This window comes from Caldovatus aquaticus, from assembly GCF_019458025.1.
Taxonomy (GTDB): Bacteria; Pseudomonadota; Alphaproteobacteria; order Acetobacterales; family Acetobacteraceae; genus Caldovatus; species Caldovatus aquaticus.
The window spans coordinates 1-11667 of the sequence record NZ_JAHZUY010000081.1 but is presented as its reverse complement, the minus strand read 5'-3'; the positions used below and the strand labels follow the sequence as shown (position 1 = coordinate 11667).

Sequence of the window (11667 nt, the reverse complement as noted above, 5' to 3'; positions counted from 1 at the left end):
CACCCGCCCCCGCCGCCTCGGCCGGCGCCCACGGAGGACGACCGCCACGCCCCGGGGGCGAGCCGCGCCGCCTACTGGCTCTACGGCCAGCACGCGGTCGCCGCGGCGCTCGCCAATCCCGCGCGCCGCCTGCGCCGCCTGCTGGTCACCGCCGAGGCCGAGGCCGCGCTCGCCGCGCGCGTGCCGCGCCCCTGGCGCGTCGCCGCCGAGCGGGTCGAGGACCGGGCGCGCTTCCGCACCTTCCTGCCCGAGGACGCGGTGCATCAGGGCGCGGCGTTGCTGGTCGAGCAGCTCGCCCCGGCCTCGCTGCACGCCGCGGTGACGGAGCGTGCCGGGCCGGTGCTGGTGCTCGACCAGGTGACCGATCCGCGCAACGTGGGCGCGATCCTGCGCTCGGCCGCGGCCTTCGGCGCCGCCTGCGTGGTGCTGCAGCAGCGCCACGCGCCGCCCGAGAGCGGGGCGCTGGCCCGCGCCGCCTCCGGCGCGCTCGAGCTGGTGCCGGTGGTGCGCGAGGTGAACCTCGCGCGCGCGCTGCTGGCGCTGAAGCGCCGCGGCTTCTGGGTCGTCGGCCTGGACGCCGGGGCGCCGCGGACGCTCGCCGAGGCGGCGCTCGGCGGGCGCCGCGTGGCGCTGGTGCTCGGCGCCGAGGAGGGTGGCCTGCGCCGGCTGCAGCGCGAGACCTGCGACGAGCTCCTGCGCCTGCCGATCGCGCCCGAGGTCGAGAGCCTGAACGTCAGCGCCGCCGCCGCGGTGGCGCTCTACGAGCTGGTCCGGGCGGAGCGACCGGCCGGCCGCGAAGGGAAGGAGTGACGACGCCCATGTCCGATGCCGACATCGCCGCCGAACGCGCGGCCGCCCTCCTGCTCGAGGCGCGCCGCGCCCGGCCGCGCGCGCCGCTCGCCCCGCTGCCGCCGGCGGTCGCGCCGGCGGACGAGGGCGCGGGCTACGCGGCGCAGCGCGCGCTCGCCCGGCGCCTCGGCGCCGACCCGCCGGCGGGCTACAAGATCGGTGCGACGACGCGGCAGATGCAGGCGTATCTCGGCCTCGCCGGCCCCGCCGCCGGCTTCGTGCCGCGCGAGGGGCTGCACGCCGCGCCGGCCGAGCTCCGCTTCGACGACTTCTTCCAGCCCGGCGTGGAATGCGAGATCGGCCTCCGGCTCGGCCGCGACCTGCCGCCCGGCCCGTGCTCGCGCGCCGCGGCGGAGGCCGCGGTGGCCGAGGTCTTCCCGGCGATCGAGATCGTCGAGCGCCGCTACGGCCCCGACCTCGCCGCCTTCGGTACGCCGAGCCTGATCGCCGACCAGGTGTTCCACGCCGCCGGCGTGCTCGGCGCCCCGGCCACGGACTGGCGCGCGCTCGATCTCGGCGCGACGCGCGGGCGGATGTGGGTCGGGGAGACGCTGCGCGGCGAGGGGCACGGGCGCGATCTGCTCGGCCATCCGCTCGAGGCGCTGGCCTGGCTCGCCGGCTCCGGCGCGGCGCGGGCCTTCGGCGGGCTGCGGGCGGGGCAGGTGGTGTTCCTCGGCTCGGTGACGCCGCCGATCTGGCTCGAGGGGCCGTGCACGGTGCGCATCGCCTTCGACGGCCTCGGCGCGGTCGAGCTCCGCTTCGTCTGACGGCGCGCCCCGCACACGCTCGATTAACCGGGGGCGGCGAGGATCGCCGCCGGCCCGCCGGGGCCGCGGCCGGCGGCCGCAGGGCCGGGCGGAAGGCTTCCGCGCCAGGACGGCGCCCAGGGATCGGGAGACCCCATGCGCCCCGCCTCCGGCGCTCGCGCCATCCCCTCGGCTGCCGACGCGGCCGATGCCGCGGACGGCTGGCACGCCCTGACCGACGCCCAGCAGCTCTCCCTGGCGCGCGCGGCGTTGCGTCGCGCGGCGGAAATCCTCGCCGGCCAGGCGGAACTCCTGGCCGAGGAGATCGAGAGCGGCGCGCTGCGCGACCGCGGAGGACCGGAGGCGCTGCGGCTGTTCGCCGCGCTGGTGCGCGCGACCAGCCGCGACGCCTGCGAGGCGATCGGACACGCCTAGAACGGATCGCAGCCGGCCGGGAACAGCCCCTCCCGCGGCCGACCATGCGCCGAGGCCGCCGCCGCGGGCGCGGCCGTGGGAATCGGCGCCAACACCCTGAGCCAGGCCGCGATTGAAGATTCGTTGCGCCCCGCGTAAAATGAAACATAGGCGATCACCCGCGACGAGCGCCGCCCCGTCCCCTGCGGCAGTCCGGGCGGCACCGCGCGCCATCGCAAGGGCGCCTGCGCGCCGCGCAGCGAGGGAACGGCGGGACCGTGGAGCGCGACACCGGCGAAGGCCATCCCAGCCTCCTCGCGATCGGGGAGGACTGTCTCGCCACCCTGGCGCTCGCCCTTGCATCGCTTGGGGAGACCCCTGCCGCCGCGGCGGCCGCATCGCCTGGGGCGGCGGCAGGCTCCCGCCCGAACCTTGATCCCGCCCATTTGCCGCCGGGTACCGCGCCACCGGAGCGGCTCTCCCCCAACGCCCTGCTGATCGCGCACCGCCCGCCCGACCGCGCTCGTCATTGGCACGTCTACGACCGTCCTCGCTCGGGCGAGGCCTCGACCCGGCCGTTCATGTTCCGCCAGGCGATCGCCCTCGACGCGCCCGTCGCCGACTTCCTCTGCGCCGCCTATCGCGCCCTCCTGCGGCGCGAGCCCGACTGGGACGGCTACGCCCACTACCAGGCGCGGCTCGGCGAGGGCCGTCTCGCCCGCCACGAGGCGCTGCTGGAGATCGCGGTCTCCGACGAGGCCCGCCGCCTCGACGTCGAGCTCCTCCTCCTCGCCACCGACGCCGCCGAGCCCGGCTCGGCCTGATGGCCCCGCATCCGACGGTTCCGGCGGACCGCGTGCCGCCGCGGGGAGGGCAGTTCCCGTCATGACCGCGCCGCCGCCGCGCCCGCTGACGCTGCTGGCGCTGAGCCCCTGTCCGGCCTACGACCCGCCCCGCAGCGGCGCCGAGCTGCGCCGCCTGCACCTCTACCGCGCCCTCGCCGCGCAGGGCTGCGCGGTGACCCTGCTCGCCCCGACCGATGCGGCGGGACGGCGCGAGGTCGTCCACCACGCCCCCGGCCTGCGCGAGATCCGCATCCCGAAGGACGGCGCCTGGCGCGCCGCCCACGCCACCCTCGAACGCGCCGGCCTCGCGGGCGACCTCTCCGGCCTCGCCTTCGCCCTCGCCGCCGGCGAGCCCGACGGCGCGCTGCGCCAGGAGGCGCTGCGCCTCGCGGCCGCGGCGGACCTCGTGGTCCACGACTCCCCCTGGTCGGCGCCGCTCCTCGCCGACGCTCCCGGCCCGCGGCCGGCCGAGGCCTACAACGCCCGTCACCCCGCCCTCGCCCTTCTCTCCGCCCGCGTCGCCGGCCCCGGCCTGCCGCGCGCCTTCGAGCGGGTGCGCCGGCTCGAGGGCGACCTCGCCCGCCGCTGCCGCCTCGTCCTCGCCTCCTCGGAGCGCGACGCCGAGCTGCTGCGCCTCGCCTACGGCCTCCCTGCCGCGCGCCTCGCCGTCTGCCCCGACGGCCACGACGAGGACGAATTCGCCCGCATCCGCGCGGCGCGCCGCCGGCGACCCGCCAACGCCCGTCCGCGGCTGCTGTTCGCCGGCTCCGAGACCCGCGCGAACCTGGACGCGGCACGGTTCCTGATGCGCGATCTGGCGCCGGCGCTGCCGGAGGCGGACATCGTCCTCGCCGGCGGCGTCTGCGCCGCCCTCGGCGCGGCCTCCGGCGCGCCGCCGAACCTGATCCTCGCCGGACCGTTCGACGAGCGGGGGAAGCAGGACCTCTTCGCCGCCGCCGACGCCTATGTGAACCCGGCCGCCGAGGGCCCCGGCACCAGCCTCAAGACCATCGAGGCGCTCGCCGCCGGCCTCCCCCTCATCGCCACCCCGGCCGGCCTGCGCGGCCTGCCGGTGCGGCCCGGCGCCGAGGCCATCGCCGCCGAGCGCCCCGCCTTCGCCGCCGCCGTGCGCGCCGCGCTGGCCGATCCCGCTGCCCTCGCCCGGATCGCCGAAGCCGGCGCCCGGCTCGCGCGCGACCGGCTGGGCTGGGGCGGCATCGCCGCGGCGCTCGCCCCCCGCCTGCGCGCCGCCGCGGCGGAGGATCCCCTCCCCGCCGCGCCGCCCGCCGAGCGGCCGCTCCTCCTCGCCGTCAACGACTACGCGGTGGCCGGCGTCCCCTCCGGCGGCGCCCGGCGCATCCGCGAGGTGCTCGGCACCCTCGGCCGGGAGCTCGCCTGCGACGTCGTCCTCCTCTGCTTCGCCGACTCGCCCGGCGCGACCCTCCTCGCTCCCGGCTTCCTCCAGCTCGCGCTCGCGCCCGAGGCGCGCCACCGCGCGGTGCGGCACGCGGTCAACGCGCTCGCGCCGGTCTCGGCCGACGACATCGTCGCCGGCCTGTTCTGCGCCGCGAACGCGGCCCTCGTCGCCGCGGCCGCGGACCTCGCGCGCCGCGCCGCGGCGGTCGTGCTCGAGCACTGCTACATGGCGCCGCTGCTCGATGCGGTGTTCCCGGAGGGCTGCCCGCTCCCGGTCGTCTACAGCGCGCACAACGTCGAGGCGGAGCTCAAGGCGCAGCTCCTCGCGGCCCACCCGCTGCGGGCCGCGCTCGCCGGCTTCGCCGCGCGCATCGAGCCCGCGCTGGCGCGCCGCGCCGATCTCGTGCTCGCCTGCAGCGCCGAGGACGCCGCGCATTTCGCCGCCGCCGGCGCGCGCCGCACGCTGCTGGTCCCCAACGGCTGCACCCCGGACGACGTCCCCCCGCCCGCGCCGCGCGCCGACGGCGCCCCGCTTCGCGTCGGCTTCCTGGGCTCCGCCCACCCGCCGAACGTCGAGGCCGCGCGCTTCATCCTGGAGACGCTCGTCCCCGCCTTCCCCGCGGTGCGCTTCGAGTTCGTCGGCGCGGTCTGCGCCGCCCTCGGCGCGCCGGCCGCGGCCAACGTCCTCCTGCACGGCGTCCTCGACGAGGCCGCCAAGTCCGCGGTGCTGCGCGGCTGGGACGTGGCGCTCAACCCGCTCGCCGGCGGCGGCGGCTCGAGCCTGAAGGTGCCGGACTATCTGGCGCACGGCCTCGCCACGCTCTGCACGCCCGAGGGCGCGCGCGGCTTCGCCCTGGCCGAGGCCGGCGCCGCCCTGGTCGTCCCCCGGCCCTGCCTCGCCGACGCCCTCGCCGCGCTGCTCGCCGACGCGCCGCGCCGCCGCGCCCTCGCCGCGCGCGCCGCCCGCCACGCGCACACGAATCTGTCCTGGTCCGCCGCCTGCCGGCCCTACGCGGCGGCCCTGCGCGACCTGCTGCGCCGCGCCCCGCCGCCCTCCCCGGAGCGCCGCCTGCTGATCGTCGCCCACCACGGCGCCACCGCGCCCGGCGAGGCGCAAGAGGCGCTGACGCAGCTCGCGGCCCGGCTGCGGCCGTATTTCGCCCGCCTGGACCTCGCCGCGATCGCCGTGGCGGAGTGCGCCGATTCCGCGCGCTTCGCCTGCCGCGTCACCCCCGCCGAGGGCGGCTCCTCCCTGACGCTCGGCGATCCCTTCGACCGCGCCGTCTTCTTCCCGCCGGAGGCGCCACCCGAGCCGGACGCGGAGGCCCGCTGCCGCCGGCTCGCCCAGGCCTGGCTCGAGGAAGACGCCACCCTCGTCCGCGCCTTCCTCGGCCGCCTCGCCCTCGCCGGCCGGCCGGTGCTCGTCGGCGGGGTCCACGAGCCCGAGCGCACCGCGGAGGGCGGCGCGCGGCGCTGGACCGGGGGCCGCTTCCAGGTGCTGCTGCCGGCCGGCAGCCGCGTCCTTGAACTCGCCGGCTGGTCGCCCCGCGCCAGGACCCTGCGCCTGCACCTCCTTCCCGCCGCCGCGGCCGACGCGGCCGAGCCGCCGGCGCCGGAGGAGGCCGCCAGCCTTGCGACGGAGGTCGCGCAGCATTTCGTGCTGCGCGTCGCCCTCCCGCCCGCCGCAGCGGACGCGCCGCTCCTCCTCACCGGCGACACCGAGTCCGACGCCGGACCGGACGATCCGCGGCCGCGCGGCATCCGGCTGGAGCGCCTTGCCGTGCTGCGCGCGGACCCCGCGGCGCCCGGCGACGGGGGCGGCGCGCTCCGTCCGCTTCTCGGCGCCGAGGCCGACCTCGCCGAGGAGGCGGAGGCCGCGCTGCGCGCCCGCGACTTCGAGTCCTGGGCCGCCGCCGTCCTCGCCCTGGCGCGGACCCGCAGCCGCGACCGCGAACAGGACTACGCCGCGCTGCGCGGGCCGCGCTCGGAGGCCCTGCAGGGATGGCTGCGCGCGCGGGCGCGGGACTACGACGCCGTGCTCGTGCTGGGCGCCGCCACCGACCCGGCCGCGCCGCGCACCGTGGAGACGCTCGCCACCCTCGCAGGCCCGCGCCCGCGCGTCGTCCTGCGGCCGGCGTTCCGCGGCGACGACCGCTTCCACTACTGGCGCCACCAGCTTGACGCCTTCGCCCGCGCCGACCGCACCCTCCTCGTCTCGCGCACCATCGCCGGCCTGCTCGGCGGCAAGCGGTTCGCCGTGGTGCCGGACGGCGGCGTGGATCCGGCCGAGCTCGCCCTTCCCGACGCCGCCGCCCGGTTCCGCGAGGCGATGCCCGCGCTGCGGGAGCCCTTCTTCCTCGTCCTCGCCGGGCGCGACGCCGAGCCGCGAGGGGACGCGCGCGTGGCGCGCGCGGTGCGCGCGCTCCGCGCCGCCGGGCGGGAGGTCGCGCTCGTGCGCCTCGGCGCCGCGCCCGGGGCGCCCGCCGCCACCGCCGAGCCGGGCGTCCATGCCCTCGGCCATCCGTCCCGCGCGGTGGCCCTCGGCGCCCTCGCCTGCTGCCTCGGCGTCGTCGCCCTGGACGCGGACGAGGGCGGTGCCACCGCGCTGTGCGAGGCCTGGGCCTTCCGCAAGCCCGTGGTCGCCAGCCGCGCCTGCCTCGCCTTCCGCGATCTCGTCGAGGACGGCGCGACCGGTCTCCTGGTCGAGACCGACGCCGAGCTCGAGGAGGCGCTGGCCCGCCTGCTCGGCGACGCCGGGCTGCGCGACCGCCTGGGCGCGGCGGGTTTCGCCGCCCTGACCGCCCGCCATGCCCGGCCGGCTGCGGCCCGGGCGATCGCCCGCGCCCTCACCGGCGCGGACCGCGCCGATCCGCCCCGCCCCCCGGCCCCGCCCTGCGGCGCGGGACCGTCCCCCCCGGCGCGGGACGACGCCGCCCTTCCCGACAGCCACTGCCAGGTCACGGATTTCGAGGCGGTCGGCCTGAGGCGGCGCTTCACCCTCGTCGTTCCGGCCGGGTTCCTGGCCGCCGAGCGCGACCGGCGCCTCGCCCGGCTGCCGCGCGGCGAATGGGAGGCCGATCCCGCCCTGGCGACAGCGGCCCGGCGGCGGATCGCCGCCGCGCTCACCGCGGAGATCCTGCGCGAGGCGGTCGAGGCCGCGTTCCGGCGCGAGGTCCAGCGGCGCGCCCTGCGCCCCGCCGGGGGGCCCGACTTCGAACGCCTCGACGGCGGCGACGCCGGCGGCGACTTCCGCCTGCGCGTCCGCTTCGAGGTGCTGCCGCGCCTCGCCGTCCCCGACCTCTCCGCCATCACCCTCGAGCGCCTGGCCGCCGAGCCCGGCGAAGCCGAGGTGGCGGCCGAACTCGAGGCGCTGGCCCGCCGCCACGGCGCGCTGCGGAGCGCCCCGGCGGACGGCCGGGCTCCCGCGGAGGAGGGCAGCGGCGACCCCCCCCGAGGCACCGGGAACGGCGCCCAGGCGCCGACGATCCCGCGCCCGGTCGTGGACGAGGCGCTGCTGGCGCGCCGGCTCGGCCTCTCCGACCCCGCCGCGCTCCGGCTCCGGGTGCGCGCGGCGCTGCAGCGGCGCTACGACGCCCTCGCGCAGGCCCGGCTGCGGGACGCGCTGCGCGCCGCGCTGGCCGATCGCGTGGAGGACGTCCCGGTCCCCTCGGTCCTGGTGGCCGAGGAGGAGGAGCGGCTCCGCGAGGCGGCGGGGGAGGAGGAGGACGCGGCACGCCGCGCGGAGCGCCGCGCCCGCGCCGAGCGCAACCTCCGCGTCGCCCTGCTGCTCGCCGAGATCGCGCGCTCCTTCGGCGTCAGCGTCACCGAGGCGGAGCTCGAGGCGGCCATGCGCCGCGAAGCCGCCCGGCATGCCGGCGCCGCGGACCAGGCGATGGCGCATTTCCGCGCCAGCCCGGCCGCCCGCGCCATCCTGCGCGCGCGGCTCCTCGAGGAGAAGACGATGGCGCTCGTCCTGCGCCGGGTGCGGGTGACGGAGCGCCGCGTGCCCCCCGGCGTGCTGGCGCCGCCGCAGCGCGGAATCCCGCCGGCCGCGGCCGGCGATGTGGCGACGGAGCGGCCCTTCTCCGCCGCCGAGGATCGCCCCGCCCCGGCCGCCCGGTGACGCGGCGGCCGCCGCGCCGCATGCCGCGCGAGCGCCGGGACGGCCTCGGCCGCGCGCGCGGCGTCGCGCGCTGATCCCGGTCCGCTCCGCCTTTCCGGCCGATGCGGCCCCGCCGCGTCGGCTGTCGCGTCGCTCCGCGCGCCCGGCCGTTGCCCGCCGTCCGCGCCTCCCCTTCCGGCCCCCGTTCGCCCGCCCGAGCGCGCCGCAGCGGCGGCGGCGCGTCGTCCGACGAGCGGGGATCGCGCCGCCGGCTGTCGCGCGTCCTGCGCGACCCGCTCGCGCGCCGTTCGCGCCCGGCTGTGCGCGCGGCCACGGCTCCGGCCCGTTGCCGGGCGAGCGGATCCACGCTCCCGGCCGCTCCCGGCCGTCCGCGACCGGCTCTAGCCGAGGCCCTTCCGCGCCAGGAACGCGTCCACCGCCGCGCCGAGCCCCGGCTCGTCCATCTCCTCGAACTCGTAGCGCACGCGCACCAGCGGCCGCGCCGGCCGCAGCAGCCGGGCGAGATCGGCGGGCGTGGCCGAGACCACCACCTCCGCCGCCGACCGCGCGATCGTCTCCTCGAGGCCGCGGCGCTGCGCCGCGTCGTAGCCCATCGCCGGTAGCACCGGGCCGAGATGCGGCCATGCCGCGAACACCGCCGCGATCTCCGGTGCCGCCGAGGCCCGCGGGTCCACGATCTCCGCCGCTCCCGCCGCGCGCGCCGCGGCATAGCCGGCGCCGTGCGGCATCCCGCCATGGGTCAGGGTCGGCCCGTCCTCCACCACCAGCACGCGCCGTCCGCGCACCGCCGCGGGATCGTCGAGCCGCACCACCGAGGCGCCGCGCAGCACCGCCGCCCGCGGGTTGAGCGTTCGCACGGCCTCGGCCACCCGCCGCACATCCGCCTCGGGCGCGGCGTTCGCCTTCGCCACCACCACGATGTCGGCCATGCGCAGCACCGTCTCGCCGGGATGGTGGGTGGCCTCCTGCCCGGGCCGCAGCGCATCGGCGAGCGTCACCAGCAGGTCCGGCCGCACGAAGGGGAAGTCGTTGTTCCCCCCGTCCCACAGCAGCAGGTCCTGCTCCCCCGCCGCCAGCGCCAGCACCCGCGCGTAATCCACGCCGGCGTACACCGTCGTGCCGCGCGCGATGTGCGGCTCGTATTCCTCGCGCTCCTCGATCGTGCACGCGGCGGCGTCGAGGTCCTCGAACCGCGCGAAGCGCTGCACCGCCTGGCGCGCCAGGTCGCCATAGGGCATCGGATGCCGCACCACGCCCACGCGCAGCCCGCGCGCCCGCAGCCGTGCCGCGAGCCAGCGCGTCACCTGCGACTTGCCGCAGCCGGTGCGCGTCGCGCAGACCGCGATCACCGGCACCGCCACGCGCAGCATGGTCCGCTCCGGCCCGAGCAGCGCGAAGTCCGCCCCCGCCGCGAGCGCCACCGAGGCGCGGTGCATCACGTCGAGGTGCGAGACGTCGCTGTAGGCGAAGACCACCCGGTTCGCCCCCGTCTCGCGCACGAGGCGCGGCAGCTCCGCCTCCTCCACGATCGGGATGCCGTCGGGATAGAGCGGGCCCGCGAGCTCGGGCGGATAGCGCCGGCCGGCGATGCCCGGGATCTGCGCCGCGGTGAAGGCCACGACCTCGCTTCCCGGATCGTCGCGATAGACGACGTTGAAGTTGTGGAAGTCGCGCCCGGCGGCGCCCATGATCACGACGCGGGTCCTGCGCATCGCGTCTCCTCCCTGCCCGCCCGCCTCTCGCGGCGCCGCGCGGTGCCGTCAGGTTCCCGGGGGGCGCACATGCGTGCCGCACGGCCGCCCGGCCGGCGCCGCGCGCGGCGATCCTGCCGCCCGCCTCCGCCGGCCGGTGGCATGCGCTACCCCTCCTCCGGCCGGAACCTCGCGGCCTCCAGGATTCCCATCACCTCGACGACGCGCGCCGAGGCCCCGCGCCGCGCTTCCGCGCCCACCGCATCGTCCGCCTCGAGGCGGGCGATGGCCTCCTGCACCTCGGCCACGCTCGCACCGGTGCGGAGAATGTCCGCCACCAGCACCTCGTCCGCCGGGCCCAGCAGGGCCGCGATCTCGGACGCGGTCGCGGCGGCGCCCGCGCGCTGTTCCTCCGGCATGGTCGTCACGCTCCTTCTTCCTCCGGCCTGCGCCTTCGTGGTGCCTCTCGTGATGCCTCCGGCGCGGGCGGCGGCGCCCACCGCGCGGCGCGGACGCCCGCCGCAGCCCCGGAAGGGCGAGCGGCGGCAGGCCCATGCCTGGCGGCTCCTCCTCAGTTCTCCTCGCGGACGCCGCGCTCCGCCCCGTTCGGGACGACATAGACGCGCACGCGCGCACGGCTGCGCGCAGGGTCGTGCTCGGCCACCGCCATCTCCATCCGGCCGAGCAGTCCGGCCGGCTGGTCGTCCCTGTGGTGCTGCGGGATGCGGCCGACCACCGCGTCGCCGCCATAGGTGGCGAAGCCGATATCCTCGTCATGGCCGGTGTAGCCGCCCAGCCAGCCGGCGCCGGCCCCGGCGTCGGCGCGCCCTTCGGCCGCAACGCCCGCCGCCTCGGCGCCGGTCCGGCCCTCGCGCCGCCACTGCGCCGCGCGCGCCTCGATGTCCGCCGCACCGCACGCCTCGATCGCCGCCGCCGCCGCCTCGACATGCCGGAGCGCAACGCGCGCCGCCACGACGACGCCGCCGCGCCGCACGCCCTCGCGCAGCACGAGCATGTCGTCCGCGGGCGGCCGCCATCCGATCAGCAGCGAGGCCGCACGGGACCCGTCCGGGCTGCTCCGGTCCGCGGCGATTCCGCTGCCGTGCAGTTCCATCGCCTCGAGACCGTCGCCCACGGCCCGCGCCAGCTCCGCGGCGGCACGCTCGGCGTCGCCGACACTGTCGAACAATCCGACCACGATCCGCGTCATGTCACCTCTCCGGTCCGCGTCCGGCCGGCCGGAAGGTCCGGGGTCGGGACGCCACGATTCCGCTCCGCCGCCGCGCAGCCGGCGGCCGGCGCCGCCCGCCGGCCGACGCGCCTGGCGGGAAACGCACCACGGATAGGCGATCGGCCCGATGCCGCATTGACCGAGATCAAGCCCTGCCCTGACCGCCCTCCGGGACCGGGTGTCCCCAAGGCCAGACGCATGGCGCGTGACATCACGCGACGGCTAGCGAACGCCGGGCTGCGAGACGGCAACACGCGCCCGGCCGCGCCCCGCCGATGCGAAGGGGGCGCCCGGCGGGCGCCCCCCCTGCGGTTCGCGTGGCGGGCCGGCGGCGGCTCAGCGCAGCACGATC

Annotated in this window: 9 protein-coding genes; 5 read left to right on the top strand and 4 right to left on the bottom strand. The window is 78.9% G+C overall.

The window, feature by feature from the left end; all coding sequences use genetic code 11:
* The 3 genes from K1J50_RS17445 to K1J50_RS17435 all read left to right on the top strand — a co-directional run.
* On the top strand, positions 1-810 hold an 810-nt coding region (locus K1J50_RS17445; RefSeq protein WP_255575417.1), incomplete at its 5' end, for a 23S rRNA (guanosine(2251)-2'-O)-methyltransferase RlmB.
* 8 nt (positions 811-818) lie between these two features.
* Complete coding sequence (locus K1J50_RS17440) at positions 819-1616, top strand: 2-keto-4-pentenoate hydratase (protein WP_220119035.1); 798 nt, start codon at positions 819-821, stop codon at positions 1614-1616.
* Between the two features lie 135 nt (positions 1617-1751).
* A complete protein-coding gene (locus tag K1J50_RS17435) occupies positions 1752-2030 on the top strand; it encodes a hypothetical protein (protein ID WP_255575416.1) in 279 nt (92 codons plus the stop codon).
* Here K1J50_RS17435 and K1J50_RS17430 read toward each other — a convergent pair.
* A complete protein-coding gene (locus tag K1J50_RS17430; RefSeq protein ID WP_220119034.1) occupies positions 2027-2314 on the bottom strand; it encodes a hypothetical protein in 288 nt (95 codons plus the stop codon). The two genes, K1J50_RS17435 and K1J50_RS17430, sit on opposite strands and share 4 nt — an antisense overlap.
* Before the next feature lie 141 nt (positions 2315-2455).
* Here K1J50_RS17430 and K1J50_RS17425 point away from each other — a divergent pair, with 141 nt between their 5' ends.
* Positions 2456-2833, top strand: coding sequence for a DUF4214 domain-containing protein (locus K1J50_RS17425; protein ID WP_220119033.1), 378 nt, complete (start codon positions 2456-2458; stop codon positions 2831-2833).
* 61 nt (positions 2834-2894) lie between these two features.
* Complete coding sequence (locus K1J50_RS17420; protein WP_220119032.1) at positions 2895-8393, top strand: trigger factor; 5499 nt, start codon at positions 2895-2897, stop codon at positions 8391-8393.
* A gap of 380 nt (positions 8394-8773) precedes the next feature.
* Here K1J50_RS17420 and K1J50_RS17415 read toward each other — a convergent pair whose 3' ends face one another.
* The 3 genes from K1J50_RS17415 to K1J50_RS17405 form a co-directional block, all read right to left on the bottom strand.
* Complete coding sequence (locus tag K1J50_RS17415) at positions 8774-10105, bottom strand: cyclic 2,3-diphosphoglycerate synthase (RefSeq protein ID WP_255575415.1); 1332 nt, start codon at positions 10103-10105, stop codon at positions 8774-8776.
* 146 nt (positions 10106-10251) lie between these two features.
* Positions 10252-10512, bottom strand: coding sequence for a hypothetical protein (locus tag K1J50_RS17410; RefSeq protein WP_220119031.1), 261 nt, complete (start codon positions 10510-10512; stop codon positions 10252-10254).
* A gap of 143 nt (positions 10513-10655) precedes the next feature.
* Positions 10656-11294 (bottom strand): hypothetical protein, encoded by a 639-nt coding sequence (locus tag K1J50_RS17405; RefSeq protein ID WP_220119030.1) that lies wholly within the window; start codon positions 11292-11294, stop codon positions 10656-10658.
* Between the last annotated feature and the right edge of the window lie 373 nt (positions 11295-11667).

Bases quoted from the DNA above. Each gene is read 5' to 3' on its own strand.
- K1J50_RS17440 (WP_220119035.1), top strand. From the start codon at position 819: ATGTCCGATGCCGACATCGCCGCCGAACGCGCGGCCGCCCTCCTGCTC.
- K1J50_RS17435 (WP_255575416.1), top strand. From the start codon at position 1,752: ATGCGCCCCGCCTCCGGCGCTCGCGCCATCCCCTCGGCTGCCGACGCG.
- K1J50_RS17430 (WP_220119034.1), bottom strand. From the start codon at position 2,314: ATGGCCTTCGCCGGTGTCGCGCTCCACGGTCCCGCCGTTCCCTCGCTG.
- K1J50_RS17420 (WP_220119032.1), top strand. From the start codon at position 2,895: ATGACCGCGCCGCCGCCGCGCCCGCTGACGCTGCTGGCGCTGAGCCCC.
- K1J50_RS17415 (WP_255575415.1), bottom strand. From the start codon at position 10,105: ATGCGCAGGACCCGCGTCGTGATCATGGGCGCCGCCGGGCGCGACTTC.
- K1J50_RS17405 (WP_220119030.1), bottom strand. From the start codon at position 11,294: ATGACGCGGATCGTGGTCGGATTGTTCGACAGTGTCGGCGACGCCGAG.